Raw genomic sequence first — 14485 nt, 5'->3', positions numbered from 1 at the left:
GCCCTCAACCTCCGCCGGCTGATCAGCCTCGGGCTCACCCACACCAGTGGTACCTGGCATATCGCACCAGCCAGTGCATGAGCGGAGGGCTGTCCGGCCTGACGGCCGAACAGCCCTCACCAAGATCTTCATCAGCCTTCTAGGGACGCGGCTGGCGGGTGGTTTCCCTTTCAGCGCGGTGTGTCCGCGGTGGTGATTGTAGGTGTGCAGCCAGGCGGGGAAGGCGTCGCGTCGTTCGGTCTCTGTGCGGTAGGGGCGGGCGTAGGCCCATTCGTCGAGCAGGGTGCGGGTAGGGTCGGCCGAGCGGCGAGGTCCCTGCTGGCAGGGCCTTTTCCGCTCGGCCTCCCTCCGAACCGGACGGGCCCGTTTCCGAGCATCCGGCTCTCCAGTGACTACTGCGTGAGCATCGTGCTTGGCTTCCTGATGTGGATGCGCTCGTGGCAGGCACCGCAGACCACAAGGGCCTTGCGCCGGCGCCCGGCCATGATTTTCATCCAATCAGGGGACGGCCCATCCAGCCGGACGAGGTCGTTGAGTGACCTGATGTGGTGAACCTCCACCTCACCTGTCCGCTCGCAGACTTCGCACCGATTCCCTTGGAGCCGACGGATCAGCTCTTTATGGGGATAGACGGGGCCGGCCAGACGGTCGGTCAGTTCCGCCGTCTTCTGCCGCTTGAGGGGAATCCCTCCAAATCGGGCCACCAGTTCCTTCCCGTTGTCCCGTGGCATACAAGCCTCGAAACAGGTGCGGGGTCCGTGGGGTGTCTGGACTTTGGCCTTGAAGCGGGCCGCCATCTTCGACACCGTCGAGCCGTGCTTTCGCGCCAGAGTCCGCAGCATGGAGGTCTCCATGACCCAGCGCAGCCGGTGAAGTCGGAAGACGTCACCGGCCATCAGGTAGTACTGGACGACGCCCCGGTACTCGATGGCAAACTTTCCGACGATTACGTGATCGGTCTCGTTCACGAGTGAGTTCTGGCATGCGGGTTCTCCGCGCGCCATGTAGGGGGCGGACTTAGCTTTGATCACGTTGGCGGGCACGTGCAGGACGATCGTCCCGTTGAGGGATCGGCGGTTACGTCGATCCGTCGTGGACGGCCGTCGCGTTCTGCGGTCTGTGCTCGCCGTCGAGATCTGATAGCCGAGGAATCGAGCTCTGCCCGTTCGGGCGTGGGTGATCAGCGTCTTCTCTTGCGACAGTTCCAGCTTGAGGTCTTCACGCAGGAACGTCGCCAGTCGCTGTTTGATTTCTTCGGCCTCGGCCCTTGGCCCGACAAGCCCGAGGAGGGTGTCATCGGCGTAACGTACGTATCGCAGCCTCCGACAGTCAGGATCGTTGGGATCCTGGCTGGGGAGGCGGTGCAACTGCCGGTAGAGCGAGCGCACTTCAGCGCGGTCACCTCTGCGGCGGGCACGTACGATTGCCGACTCCACCCGGCGGTATTCCGTGTTGCGTGCTCGGAGCCTGCCTCGGGTGTATTCCGGGATGAGTGTCTGCTCGACGTAGGTGTCCAGCTTGTGCAGGTAGATGTTGGACAGCACGGGTGAGGTCACGCCGCCTTGCGGGGCTCCGCTCAGTGTCGCGTGCCAGGTCCAGTCCTCCAGGAATCCGGCCGTCAACATGTTCCGTACCAGCCGTAGGAACGGGCTGTCGTGGACCTTCTCGCCCAGGATCCGGAGCATGACCTCATGGTCGAGGCTCCCGAAGTAGTCGGCGATGTCGCCCTCGACGAACCAGGTCGTCCCCGTCCAGGTGTTGACCACTTCGCGCAGTGCGGTGTGGCAGCCCTTCCGGGGACGGAATCCGTGGGACCTGCCGGAGAAGACCGGTTCGTAGTACGCCTCTAAAGGAAGACGCACCACTTCGCCGACCAACTTGTCCGACCAAGTCGGCAGGCCGAGAGGCCGAGTTTTCCCGCTCTGTTTCTTCGGGATGTGAACTCGCCTTGCGGGATGGAACCGATAGCGCTCGTGGCGCATCGCATCAACGATGCGGTCGATCCGACCCATCGACATGCCATCCACGGTCTCTCGCGTGGCCCCCGGTGTCATCGCCCCCTTGTTGGAGTAGATACGCCCGTAAGCCAGCAGATACAACTGCGGGTTGAACATCTGTCGATACAGTTCCTCGCACGACAGACCGCGCCTGCCGCGCTCACGCAGGACACCCAGCACCGTTTCGGCGCTCTGCATTTCGCATACCTCCCGACTTCGGGTGTCCGATCACCTGGCCCCCTTCGCCCGATGCGGACGGTTTTCCCGTCCTCCTTGGCCAGTCGTGACTCCGGCGACTACTACGGGGCCTCCGTCGCCATGGGGCTCGCGCCCGTTAGGCGATCCCACGTTCGTCTCTGTCGCACGTCATAGCGTGACGTAGGCGCCCCACTCATCTCCTTGAATGCCCTCATTGAGCATCGCTCCTGGCCCCGAGAGTTGCGGATTCCGTTCAACGCGGACTCCGCAGGGCTGGCGCCGGTTTCGGACATCTTTCCGGCGGATGTGAGCTTCCATCTCCTGGAGATTAGGATTCAGGCAGTCAAGCCCTCGCCATATCACGCGGGCCTTACCAGCACACCGTTCCTGACGCCTGGACCCGACTGCTGGTTTTCTGGCATGCTCTGGTCCCCTTCACCTTTCGGATCCAGGTAAGCCATCAGGCCCAGGAACCTCCTCTCGAATTCCTCCCGGCTGCACCGGGGATACGACAGAGCGCCTCGTGGCGCACTTGAAGCGTTCGACCTTGCCGTTGGTCTGGGGCCGGTAGGGCCGGGTGCGCTTGTGGGCGATCCCGGCCGCTGCCAGCAGGTCTCGCCAGTCGCGCGAGCGGTAGCAGGAGCCGTTGTCGGTCAGCACCCGCTCGACCGTGATCCCGGCCTGGGCGAAGAAGGCGTGCGCCCGCCGCCAGAAGCCGGTGGCGGTTTCCTTCTTCTCGTCGGCGTGGATCTCGCTGTGGGCCAGGCGGGAGTGGTCGTCGATGGCGGTGTGCAGGTAGCTGTAGCCGGCGTTGGAGCGTGTCTTGCGCCCCGCGGCCCGGCCGAGGACCTTGCGGCCGCCGCCGTCGGGGATGTTGCCGAGCTTCTTGATGTCGACGTGGACGAGTTCACCGGGCCTTGCGCGTTCGTAGCGGCGGATGACGCGGCCGGTGGCCCGGTCCAGATGGGCCAGCCGGTAGCGGGTCAGGACGCGGTGGACGGTGGAGGGTGCCAGCCGTAGCAGGTGGGCGATACGGGCCGGCCCCCACCGGCGCAGGACGCGGACCTTGATGATCCGGCGCTCGGTGCGGGTCGGGGTCCGGCGCGGGCTATGGTGCGGGCGGCTGGAGCGGTCGGTTATGCCTGCCTCGCCGAACTGCCGGTAGCGCTCGGCCCAGCGTTGGGCGGTGGTGGGTGAGACCTGGAAGCGTTCCGCGGCCCGGCGCAGGGGCCAGCCGTCCTCAACGACGCAGCGGGCCAGACGCAGACGTCCGGTCTCGGTCAGGGGTGCATTACGGTGGACCACGAGGGCCTCTCTGTTGGTGTAGACGTCGCATCCACACCGAACCGGAAGGCCCTCACCCTTTCAAGATCCCTCAGCCGAGACCTGCCTCACCCGTCCACAACCTCCCAGGACAGAACACCTAGGGCCAGCTGGACGAAGACTCAACAGTCCGGCAGGGAAAGGGCGTCGCCCGTGCGGCGGCGGCCGGCCGCAACGCCGCGCCCGGGCAGAACGCTGCACCTCGACGGGGTGGTCCGCGGAACGCGCGGGCCGGGGGCCCGTAATTGCCTCGCGGACCGGGACGGGGCCGTCGTATGCTCCCGGCGATGACCACTCATTCTGCTGTCAGATTGGGGGTCCCGTCCGCGTCAGGTGAGTGCTGATGGCCACTCACCTCACGGACGGGGACACCCGGCTCTCCCTGTGGCAGCGCGTGCGCGAGTTCGCCGTGCCGCCCGCCATGATCGAGACCGCGACCGCCCGCCGCACCGCCGGTGACTGGGCGGGGGCCTGTGCCGCCGCCGGTTTCGACGTAGACCTCGACCTGCGCGCCCTGGCCCGTGCGCGGGGCCGGGACGTCCGGGAACGGATCCGTGCCGACCTGCGCCGGCTGGCGCCCGACCTGCTGCGCTGGCATCTGCCGAGGATCGCGCCCGACGGTTTGCTGCGGCCGGGGCTGACGATGCCGCTCGCCCGCTACGACGCCGGGGAAGCCTCCCTGTGCCTCGTGGTCCGGACACCGCCCGCCTGGGCGGACGCCGGGCAGCGGATCGGCCTCGCGCTCTGGGACGGCACGCTGAGCGAGCCCGCGGCCCGGGGGCATCCGCATCCGCGACCCAGCCGACGGTTCCGCTTCGACCTGCACCGGCACCTGTGGGACGCGGATGCCGCCGACGAGCTGCGGACCCGGTCGGGCGCCGACCGGTCGGCGGGCGGGGAACGGCACTCGTTCGTAACGCAACTTCCCGCCCATGAAGCGGAGTTGTGTGCCACGGAGCGGTGGGCGGACGAGGCGCGGATCGTGCTGGGCGCCGAGGGGCGGGACAGCGGGACCGTCGTCGTACGCCTGGGCGGCCGGCAGCGGCTCGCGTTGCACCTCGCGGCCGACGGAACCGTGACCGCCGGCCGGGACACCGCCGCCCGGGACGCCGGTACCGGTGCACGACCCGTCCTGCCCGACGCGGCGACCTGGATCCTCCCCGATCTGGAGCTGCTGCGCGCCGGGCTGGTCGACGCCGGCCGACTGCATCCGCTGGTCGCCGCGGCACTCGCCCCCGGGCACTCCCCGGCCGGACGGGACCCGTACCCCGGCCCGGACCGGCCCCCGGACCTCGTGGAGTGCCGGGGCGCCCGGCACCGCATCGGCCTGGTCGACGGGGTGCTCTCCCCGCTGGACCACTCCCCGGACGAACTGCGGCGCGAGGAACTCCTGGTGGCGCTCGGCGGTCCGCCACTGCCCTGCCTGCGGGTCATCGACGAGGCGCACCGCCGCCCCGACTGCCTCACCGGCGTCCGTGAGCGCCTCGACCACGGGGACACCGCCGGGGCGCTGGCCGTCGTCGAAGGACTGCTGGGCCCCGAAGCCGTGCTGCGCGACGGCCCGTTGAAGGACGAGCTGGAGGCGGCCGCGCAACGCCGGATCGCCTACGGCCTCTACCGGGCGGGCCTCGCCGGTTCCCGCACCGGGCCCGTCCGGGCGCGGCGCCGCCAGTCCGTCCGCGACCCGCGGCTGGGCCCACGCCTCGCCAACCGGCGCTGACACCCACCCACGTGCCCTCTCACATCCCCAGGTGATCACTCATGACCTCTCATGCCCCCGACCAGCTCGCCGTCGCGGACGCCCTGTCGGCGTTGCTCGGCGACTCCACCACCGAACCCCGGCCCGACGCGCAGCTGGAGGCGCTCACCCTCGCCGTCGCCGCCGACCTGCCCGTCCTCCTGTGGGGCGAGCCCGGCATCGGCAAGACCGCCGCCCTGAACCGGCTGGCGGAGGCGCTCGACCTGCCGCTGACCACGGTGATCGCCAGCGTCCACGAGCCGTCCGACTTCTCCGGTCTGCCCGTCGTGGGTGACGACCCGGCCGTCCAGGGCGTCCCGATGGCCCCACCGGACTGGGCGGTACGGCTGGTGCAGGCCGGCCGGGGCCTGCTGTTCCTCGACGAACTGTCCACCGCACCCCCCGCCGTACAGGCCGCCCTGCTCCGGCTGGTCCTGGAGCGTCGCGTGGGCGCTCTCCGGCTCCCGCCCGGGGTACGGATCGTGGCCGCCGCCAACCCGCGGTCCTCGGCCGCCGACGGCTGGGAGCTGAGCCCGCCGCTGGCCAACCGGTTCGTGCACCTCCAGTGGGCCCACGACCACGAGGTCGTCGTCCGTGGTCTCGGCGGCACCTGGCCCCGGGCCACCCTGCCCCGGCTCGACCCGGACCGGCTGCCCGCCGCCGTGGACTTCGCGCGCCGCGCGGTCTGCGGCCTGCTCGCCACCCGCCCCACGCTCGTGCACCGGCTGCCGAACGGCGAGATCCGCCGGGGCGGCGCCTGGCCGTCACCCCGCAGCTGGGACATGACCCTGCGCCTGGTCGCCTTCGCGCACGCCGCCGGCTCCTCCCGGGACGTGCTCTCCCTCCTCGTCAGGGGAACGGTCGGGGACGGCCCGGGACTCGAACTGCTCGCGAGCGTCGACCGGATGGAGCTCCCGGACCCCGAGACGCTGCTCGCCGACCCGGCCGCGGCCGACCTGCCCGAGCGCGGTGACCTGCGCCAGGCCGTGCTCGACGGCGTGGTCGCCGCGGTCCGCGAACGGCCGGAGCGGGCCCGCTGGGACGCGGCCTGGGCCCTGCTGGTGCGGGCCCTGGACACCGGAGCCCCCGACCTCGTCGTCGTCCCCGCCACCACCCTGGCCTCGCTGCGCCGGGACGACTGGGACGTCCCGGCGGCGATCGAACGGCTCGCGGGAGTGGTGGGCGTCTCCCGCCGGGCCGACCGGGCCGCCGAACGCGTCGCGGCGAAGGCGGGCCGATGAACACCGGACCGGACGCCGGGCCGGGCGCCGAAGCGAGCACCGGATCGACCGCAGGACCGGACGCGGTACCGGGTGCCGTTCCGGCCGGGGCACTGGACCTGGACAAGCTCTACGCCGCCCGGCTCCAGGCCGCCCGGGCCCGGCCCTATCTCGCCACGGCGCTGTTCGCCCTGCACGTCGTGGCGGACCGGCGGGTGCCGACCATGGCCGTCGACAGGCACTGGCGGTGCTACGTCTCGCCCGCGTTCGTGGACCGGATGCCGGAGGAGGACCTGGCCGGGGTGTGGGTGCACGAGGTGTCGCACCTGCTGCGCGACCACCACGCGCGCAGCGACCGGGTGGCGCGGGAACGCGGGCTGAGCGGGGCCGGTGAGCGGCTGCGGATGAACATCGCGGCCGACCTGGAGATCAACGACGACGCGTACGGCGACGGGCTGGCGCAGCCCCGGGGCGCCGTCCGGCCGTACATGCTGAGGCTGACCGAGGGCCAGTTGATGGAGGACTACCTGCGCGAGTTCCGGCTCGGGCCGCTGACGCAGGATCTCACGTGGCTGGACTGCGGCAGCGGGGCCGACGGCCGGGACCGGGAGTGGGACCTGGGGCCGGACGGCGCGCACGGTCTCAGCGAGCAGGAGCGGGACGGGGTCCGGTTCCGGGTGGCGCAGGCCATCACCGGCCGCCCGGGCAGCACCCCGGACGGCTGGCGGCGCTGGGCCGAGGACGCCTTCCATCCGCCGCAGCCCTGGCGGGAGTTGCTGGGTGCGGCGGTCCGCTCGGCGGCCTCGGCCGCGGGCGCCGGCGACGACTACAGCTACGGCCGCCCGTCGCGCCGATCGGCCGGCCTGCCCGGCGTCGTCCTCCCGAGCCTGCGCCGCCGCCCGCCCCGGGTCTCGGTCGTCATCGACACCTCCGGCTCGGTCAGCGACGCCGAACTGGGCAGCGCCCTGCTGGAGGTGGCCGCGATCGCCCGCGCCGTCGGCGGCCGCCGGGACCTGGTCTCCGTGCTGTCCTGCGACGCGGCCGCCCGGACCGTGCAGCCGCTGTGCCGTGCGGAGGGCATCGCACTCGTCGGCGGTGGCGGTACGGACCTGCGCGCGGGCTTCGCCAAGGCGCTGCGGGCCCGGCCGGCGCCCGACGTCGTGGTGGCGCTCACCGACGGGCAGACCCCCTGGCCGAAGACGCAGCCCGCCTGCCGGACGGTGGTGGGCCTGTTCCCCCGGCAGTACGGCGGCACGTCCTGGCAGGACGACGACTGCGACTACGTACCGGACGCGCCGCCCGCCTGGGCGCGGGTGGTCGAGATCGGCTAGTGCGGGCGGCCGACTTCGAGCAGCCCGCGTCGTACCGCCTCCGACACGGCCGCGGCCCGGTTCTCGACCCCCAGCTTCCGGTAGATGCGCACCAGATGCGTCTTGACGGTCGCCTCGCCGAGGAAGAGCGACTGCGCGATGGCCCGGTTGCCCAGCCCCCGCGCCAGCAGGGTCACCACCTCCACCTCGCGGTCCGTCAACTGAGGTTCGGGGCTGACCACTTGATCCACGAGGCTGCCGACCACCTCGGGTGCGAGGGCGACCGTGCCCTGGGCCGCGCCGCGCACCGCCCGGAACAGTTCCTCGGGCGGACCGGCCTTGAGGACGTAGCCGCGGGCGCCGGCCGCCAGCGCGCGCAGGACGTCGGCGCGGCCCGAGTAGCTGGTGAGCATCAGCACCGGCACCCCCGGTGCCGCCGTGCCCAGCCGGCGGGCCGCCTCGATGCCGTCCAGCCCGCCCGCGGCGGCCGTCGCGAACCGCAGGTCCATCAGAACGACGTCCGGCCGCAGCTCCACGGCCAGCCGGATCCCCTCCTCCGCGCTGCCGGCCTCCGCGACCACCACCAGGTCCGGTTCGCCCTCCAGCAGGGCGCGCAGCCCGGCCCGTACCACGGCGTGGTCGTCGGCGATCAGCAGACGCAGCCCGCTCACCGGACGCCGGCCGGGGGCGCGGGGCTGAGGGAACGGAGGGGGACGACGGCGTGTATCCGGGTGCCACCGCCCGGTGCGCTGGTGACGTACAGTCCGCCGCCGTGCTCGCGCAGCCGCGCCCGGGCCGCCGGAAGCCCCAGCCCACGGGTCGGCCGGTCCGCCGCCTGTGGCGTGCCGACGACGAACCCCGTGCCGTCGTCGGTGACTTCGAGTTCCACCCGGTCGGCCAGCTGCCGCAGGACCACCCGCACATGCACCGCGTGCGCATGCTCGCGCACGTTCGCCAGCGCGCTCTGCGCGACCCGCAGCAGCGCGGTGGCCGTGTGCTCGTCGACCGGCCCGCGACCGGTGTGCCGGAACCGCACCCGTGCCGCGGTCCCCTCGGCCTCGGCCCGCTCGCACAGCCGCCGCAGCGACTCCGCCAGCCCGCTCTCCGCGACCGAGCTCGGCGTGAGGCCGTGGATGATGCGGCGCGTCTCCGCGAGATGGGCGCCCAGGGCGTCGGCCACCGTCCGGACCCGGGTACGGGCGGTGGCCGGCCGGCTCTCCCAGTCCCGCTCGGCCGCCTGGAGCAGCATCAGAGCGCCCGCCAGCTCCTGGGCCAGTGTGTCGTGCAGGTCGCGGGCGATCCGGGTGCGCTCCGCCAGCACCCCGGCCTGCCGCTGCTGCCGGGCCAGCACCGCCCGCGTACCCCGCAACTCCTCGATCAGCCGCCGCCGTTCGGCCGAGTCGCGCTGCTGGGTCCGGTAGAGGGCCACCGTGCCCCACACGGCCGCCACCGGGATCAGCCCCATCTCCGGGTCGAACCGGTGGGCCGTCCCGACGAGCCGCCCGCCCAGCACGACGGTGATGACGGCCACCGCGGCGACCGCCGAGCGCTGCCCGAGGGCCCGCAGCGCGGCCAGCGCCAGCGGCACACCGCACCAGGCGTACGCCGCGGTCAGGGGCTGCGGGGTGAGCAGCACCAGCACCGCCCACAGGCCGAGCAGCGCCACCACCCAGCCGTGCCGTCCGGCCCGGCCCAGCCGGTGCCACACCGCGAGGCCCGCCGAGTACACCAGTGCCAGCAGCGCGCTGACGAGGACCACGTCCACGCAGAGCGCGCTGCGCAGCTCCAGCAGCCGGCCGACGGCGGTGCCGAGGATGACGAAGAACATCAGGTGCGGGGCGTGTTCGAGCCGGAGCCGGAAACCGCGCGGCCCGGAGGGAAGTGGGTCGGGCACGGCGGATCCCCCACGGATCTCCTCGGACTGGGTGATCGAGTCTATCCGTGGCCTGTATGACCGGTGTGAAGGGCTGCCGCGGTCAGGCGCCCGGACGCAGCCCCAGGAACCCGGGCGTGGCGGCGCCCGTCACCTCGCCGAAGTACAGGGCGAAGGTCTGCTTCCAGCGCTCGACCGCCGCCCGGTCGGCCATGAAGCGGGGGAAGCCGTCGACGTGGGCGTTGGGGTACTCCCAGATCGGCTTGAGACCCGCCGGCGGCGTGACGTCGGTGCGCACCGACCAGCCGTTGAAGGAGGCCTGCTGCTGGGCCCGGGAGAGCTGCCAGTTGAGGTAGAGCTTGGCGGCGGCCGGCCGGGCGGCCCGCCGGAGGATCGCGGCGCGCTGGCCCCAGGCCATGAACGGCGCCTTCTCGGGCAGCACCCAGCGGACCGGACCGGTCCCGAGCGGGGCGCCGGCGCCGCCGACCCCGATCGGCTTCAGTCCCGAACCGACGGCGTCGCCGGGGGAGTTGCTGCCGCGGGCGAACCGTACGTCCTGCGCGGCGAGCCGCGCCACCCACTCCCAGCCGTACGTCTGGGCGTACAACGCGTAGAGGTAGAGGACGGCGTCGTCGTCATGGGGGTACGACGACGCGATGCTGCCCTTCCACCTGGCGTCGAGCAGGTCCAGCGGGGTGCGCGGGGCGTCCGGACCGACCGCGTCCGCGCGGTACATGAACCCGAACGCGATGGCCGCGACCGCGACCCAGGCGCCCTGCGGATCCTTGAACCCGTCGTGGACAGCGGCGAAACCGGCAGGCTTGTAGGGCAGCAGTTCGCCCCGTTCCTTCCAGCGGACGAAGTCCTGCAGGGTCTGCAGCTGTACGACGTCCGGGACGAGGGTGCCGGTGGCGAGCTGGTTGTCGATGCGGACGTCGTGGTACTTGCTGTAGTCGACGACGATCGTCAGGTCGATCTCCGGGAAGCGCTTCAGGAACGCCGCCTTGGTGGCGTCCTGCTGGGTCGGGGTGTCGCCGCCGGCGTAGACGACGAGCTTGCCGCCCTCGGCGAGCGCGGCCCGGTACAACTCGTCGAGCGTCCGGGTCTCTTCGGCTCCCGCGCCCGGGCCGGCGGCCGTCGCCGCGGTGGCGTCGGTGGTGAGTCCGCCGAGGGCGAGGGCGGCACCTGCTCCGGCTCCGGTGGTGAGGACACGTCGTCTGCTGAGGCTGGACACGGTGCGGAGACCTCTCTGCCTGGGGTGAGTGACCCTGCCGACTCTCCTCGCCCCGGCCGGACCTCCGCGTCGGCCGGACGGATCGGGCCGCGCGCGGGCGGTGGAACCCGCATTCAACCGATCGGTTGACGGCCCGGCCGCTCAGTCGGCCCGTGCCGCGGCCAGGTAGGTGTAGGCGGAGGCTCGGGAGATGCCGAGGCGCCCCGCGACCTGCTGGACCGCGCCGCGCACCGCGAAGACGCCCTGCCGGTCGAGGTCCCGGAACAGCTCCAGCCGTTCCTCGCGGCCGAGCTGGGGCCACGGCTTGGGCCGGCGGAGCTGGCGGGCGTCGACGATCGAGTCCAGTACGGCGGCGATGTCGTCGCCGAACGTGGTGGTCGGCGGTGCCTCCGGGGCGGCGGTGACCCCGGCGAGGCCGCCGACCAGCGCGTGCACCTGGTGTACGGCGGTGACGTCGAGGTTCACGCACAGCGCCCCGAACACCGTGCCCGACGAGTCGCGCAGCACCATCGTGGACGACTTGACCAGCTTCCCGTCCCGGGTGCGGGTCAGGTAGTTCAGCTCGTCGCGCGCGTCGTCGCCGGCCGCCAGCAGCTTCATGCCGATCTCGCTCATCGCCCCGCCCGCACCCCGGCCGGTGACCGTACCGGCGAGGGCCACGACGGAGCGTTCCGGGCGGCGGAAGTCGTGGACGACGACCTCGCAGAAGGAGCCGAAGGTCGCCACGATCCCGTCGGCGACCGGGGACAGCGCCGCGATGATCGCGTCCTGCTCGGTCCGGGTCGCGTCCGCGCCGCTCGCTGCTGCCGGTCCGTCTGTCATCGGTGCCCCCGCCGGGATCGGGTCTGGACTTCCTGTCCAGACGATAGACAATAATTCCAGACCGTCGACACTCATCCGGCGCCCGCCGGCGCCCGGAACGGAGGACGAAGATGCCCGACACCCCGCCCGTGACCCTCCAGGACGTGCACGACGCGGCCGCGCGGATCAAGGGGGTTGCCCACCGCACCCCCGTGCTGCGCTCGCGCACCCTGGACGAGCTGGTCGGCGCCGAGGTCTTCCTGAAGTGCGAGAACCTCCAGCGCATCGGAGCGTTCAAGTTCCGGGGCGCCTACAACGCCGCCTCCCGGCTCTCCGCCGGGCAGCTGGCCAAGGGGATCGCCGCCTACTCCTCCGGCAACCACGCCCAGGCCGTCGCCCTCGCCGCCCGTGAACTCGGCACCACCGCCGTCATCGTGATGCCCGAGGACACCCCGCGCGCCAAGCTGGAGGCGACCGCCGGATACGGCGCGGAGATCGTGACGTACGACCGCTACACCGGCGACCGGGTCGCGATCGGCGAGGCCCTCGCCGCCGAACGCGGGCTGGCGCTCATCCCGCCGTACGAGCACCCGCACGTCATCGCCGGGCAGGGCACGGCCGCCCTCGAACTCATCGAGGAGGTCGGCGAGTTGGATCTCCTGGTGGTGCCCGTCGGGGGTGGCGGGCTGATCGCGGGCAGTGCCACCGCGGCCAAGGGCCTGCTGCCCGGGATCCGGGTCGCCGGGGTCGAGCCGGAGGCCGGCGACGACACCAGGCGGTCCCTGGCGGCGGGGCACCGGGTGTCCATCCCGGTGCCGAGGACCATCGCCGACGGGCAGGCGGCCGACATCCCCGGCGAGCTGACCTTCTCCGTCAACCAGCGCCTGGTGGACGACATCTCCCTGGTCACCGACGGCCAGATCCGGGACGCGATGCGGTTCGCCTTCGAGCGGCTGAAGACCGTCCTGGAGCCGAGCGGGGCCAGCGGTCTGGCCGCGCTGCTCGCCCACCGGGTGGCGCCGCTGCCGCGCCGGATCGGGGTCGTCCTGTCCGGGGGCAACGTCGGCGCGGAGCGGTTCGCCGAGATCGTCGCCGGCTGAACCGGAGGAGAGCGGCGGCACCCCGACGGGATGCCGCCGCCCGCAGCGGCGCTCAGTGGGCGGCACGTTCCTGCCAGGCGGGCCGGAGATCGAGTACCGCCTCCGCGGGGGCCTGTCCCCGGCGGGCCGCCGGACCGCCGCCACGCGGTCTCCCGGATCCTGCGGGCGACCGGGAGCTCAGCAGTCGCGGAACTCCGGCGACTGGTTGAGGATCTGGGCGCGCGTCGAGGTGAAGCGGGTGTGCGTCTCGCATCCCCGTGCCTCCGGCGGGAACACCGCGACCCGGTGGCAGTTCTGGAAGGCGAGGGCGACCCCGAAGTGCCGCTCCAGGCTGCCCCGGATCGCGTCGGAGGACAGCGCCCGCAGCAGCTGCCCGCGTTCCTTCTCGGAGGGCGGCGGGGTCTGGTTGTCGGCGAACTCCAGAGTGCCGGCGCGCAGTTCGGCGGCCAGCCCGGCGACGAGGCCGTACGCGTACGGCAGCGAGGTACGGACGGTTTCCACGAAGTCCTCCTCCCGCACCGTGCCGTTCTCGGCTTCGGCGAGCAGCTGCGGGGAGACGTCGAGCGACATGTGACGGTGTCCTGTTCTTTTCGAAGTGGTGGTGAGAAAGGCGTGTTCGAAGGCGGGCCGGGCCCGCAGGGGATCGGGGGCCGTCAGGCGAAGGCGGGCAGCGCCGCCGGTCCGTGGCGGAAGTCCGGATCGACCTGGGCGGCCAGGTCCTGGCCCGTCGCCGCGTCGGCCCAGGCGGCGGCGTTGCGCAGATGGAACTCCACGGCATGCCGCTGGAAGGCCTCCCAGTCCTTGACCCGCGCGTCCACCGCGGCCCGCAGCCGTTCCAGGGCCCGGGAGTTGTGCTGCTCCAGCGCACCGCTGCCACGCCCCTGTTCCCGGGCGCGGACGTACGGCGACAGCTCGCAGTGGCCCAGCAGGTCGTCGCCCACCCCCTCGCGCAGGAAGGCGAGGTCGTCCGCGCCGGTGACCTTGTTGCCGACCACGGCGACCGGGATCCCGAACCCGGCGGCGTGGTCCCGGTACTGGCGGTACACGGAAAGGCTCTTGCGGGTCGGCTCGACCACCAGGAAGGTCATGTCGAAGCGGGTGAACAGGCCGGAGGCGAAGGCGTCGGCGCCCGCCGTCATGTCGACGACCACGTACTCGCCGGGGCCGTCCACCAGATGGTTGAGGTAGAGCTCCACCGCACCCAGCTTGGAGTGGTAGCAGGCCACCCCGAGGTCGCTCCCGGCGAAGGCCCCGGTGACCATCAGCGGCACCCCGTCGACCTCCTGGACGTGCCGGGAGTGCACCTCGTCGTCGCCCAGCAGCCGCAGCAGCCGTGAGCCGTGCCCCGGCGGCGTCGTCTTGACCATGGCCTCCCGGGACGCGATCCGGGGGTTGGTGCCCCGCAGGTAGTCCTTGATCTCACCGGTCCGCGCGCTCAGCGGCGGCGCCGCGAAGAGCTCGTCCCCGTCGAGGCCGAGGGCGTGGGCCAGGTGCTGGTTGATGTCACCGTCGATCGCGACGACCGGCGCGCCGGACCGTGCCAGGTGACGGGTGAAGAGGGCGGACAGCGTCGTCTTGCCGCTGCCGCCCTTGCCGACGAAAGCAACGCGCATCGCTAGTCGGCCCTCCTTTTGAAAATGGATTTCATAACCACAGATTGGAGGTGGCCGTCGCCGGTGTCAAATCGGGCG

General features: G+C 72.2%; 12 protein-coding genes and 1 pseudogene. 4 read left to right on the top strand and 9 right to left on the bottom strand.

Annotation, left to right across the window (positions count from 1 at the left end):
* Positions 1 to 141 precede the first annotated feature (141 nt).
* The 3 genes and pseudogenes from JF597_RS13520 to JF597_RS13510 form a co-directional block, all read right to left on the bottom strand.
* Positions 142 to 288, bottom strand: a pseudogene (locus JF597_RS13520) (integrase core domain-containing protein); the annotation flags it as partial.
* Between the two features lie 104 nt (positions 289 to 392).
* Positions 393 to 2195, bottom strand: a complete 1803-nt coding sequence (locus tag JF597_RS13515) for a reverse transcriptase/maturase family protein (RefSeq protein ID WP_293993535.1) — start codon at positions 2193 to 2195, stop codon at positions 393 to 395.
* 435 nt (positions 2196 to 2630) lie between these two features.
* Positions 2631 to 3500: an IS481 family transposase gene (locus JF597_RS13510; protein WP_293993533.1), complete on the bottom strand. Its 870-nt coding sequence runs from the start codon at positions 3498 to 3500 to the stop codon at positions 2631 to 2633.
* Between the two features lie 361 nt (positions 3501 to 3861).
* On the opposite strand from JF597_RS13510, the gene JF597_RS13505 reads away from it, so the two are divergent.
* From JF597_RS13505 to JF597_RS13495, 3 genes are read left to right on the top strand one after another with little or no spacing between them, the layout of a single operon-like run.
* Positions 3862 to 5238, top strand: a complete 1377-nt coding sequence (locus JF597_RS13505) for a hypothetical protein (RefSeq protein ID WP_293993532.1) — start codon at positions 3862 to 3864, stop codon at positions 5236 to 5238.
* A 41-nt stretch (positions 5239 to 5279) separates the two neighbouring features.
* Positions 5280 to 6497, top strand: coding sequence for a MoxR family ATPase (locus JF597_RS13500; protein WP_293993531.1), 1218 nt, complete (start codon positions 5280 to 5282; stop codon positions 6495 to 6497).
* On the top strand, positions 6494 to 7807 hold the full coding sequence (locus JF597_RS13495) for a VWA-like domain-containing protein (protein WP_293993530.1): 1314 nt from the start codon (positions 6494 to 6496) through the stop codon (positions 7805 to 7807). Before JF597_RS13500 ends, JF597_RS13495 begins: the two co-directional genes overlap by 4 nt.
* On the opposite strand, the gene JF597_RS13490 is transcribed toward JF597_RS13495, so the two are convergent.
* The 4 genes from JF597_RS13490 to JF597_RS13475 all read right to left on the bottom strand — a co-directional run bounded on the left by JF597_RS13490 (position 7804) and on the right by JF597_RS13475 (position 11715).
* Positions 7804 to 8457 (bottom strand): response regulator transcription factor, encoded by a 654-nt coding sequence (locus tag JF597_RS13490; RefSeq protein ID WP_293993528.1) that lies wholly within the window; start codon positions 8455 to 8457, stop codon positions 7804 to 7806. The two genes, JF597_RS13495 and JF597_RS13490, sit on opposite strands and share 4 nt — an antisense overlap.
* A complete protein-coding gene (locus JF597_RS13485) occupies positions 8454 to 9680 on the bottom strand; it encodes a sensor histidine kinase (RefSeq protein WP_293993527.1) in 1227 nt (408 codons plus the stop codon). Before JF597_RS13485 ends, JF597_RS13490 begins: the two co-directional genes overlap by 4 nt.
* Before the next feature lie 82 nt (positions 9681 to 9762).
* The gene (locus JF597_RS13480) at positions 9763 to 10893 is read right to left on the bottom strand and encodes an extracellular solute-binding protein (RefSeq protein WP_293993525.1); all 1131 of its coding nucleotides are present in this window, start codon (positions 10891 to 10893) and stop codon (positions 9763 to 9765) included.
* 141 nt (positions 10894 to 11034) lie between these two features.
* Complete coding sequence (locus JF597_RS13475) at positions 11035 to 11715, bottom strand: PAS domain-containing protein (protein ID WP_293993523.1); 681 nt, start codon at positions 11713 to 11715, stop codon at positions 11035 to 11037.
* Positions 11716 to 11825: 110 nt separating this feature from the next.
* Here JF597_RS13475 and JF597_RS13470 point away from each other — a divergent pair, with 110 nt between their 5' ends.
* Positions 11826 to 12794, top strand: a complete 969-nt coding sequence (locus JF597_RS13470) for a pyridoxal-phosphate dependent enzyme (protein ID WP_293993521.1) — start codon at positions 11826 to 11828, stop codon at positions 12792 to 12794.
* Between the two features lie 177 nt (positions 12795 to 12971).
* Here JF597_RS13470 and JF597_RS13465 read toward each other — a convergent pair whose 3' ends face one another.
* Positions 12972 to 13364 (bottom strand): SCO5389 family protein, encoded by a 393-nt coding sequence (locus JF597_RS13465; RefSeq protein ID WP_293993519.1) that lies wholly within the window; start codon positions 13362 to 13364, stop codon positions 12972 to 12974.
* An 83-nt stretch (positions 13365 to 13447) separates the two neighbouring features.
* Positions 13448 to 14407, bottom strand: a complete 960-nt coding sequence (locus tag JF597_RS13460) for an ATP-binding protein (protein WP_293993517.1) — start codon at positions 14405 to 14407, stop codon at positions 13448 to 13450.
* Positions 14408 to 14485 lie beyond the last annotated feature (78 nt).

The organism is Streptomyces sp. (assembly GCF_019510245.1).
Lineage (GTDB): Bacteria > Actinomycetota > Actinomycetes > Streptomycetales > Streptomycetaceae > Streptomyces.
The sequence above is the reverse complement of the archived record's forward strand: the minus strand, read 5'-3'. Positions and strand labels throughout refer to the sequence as shown.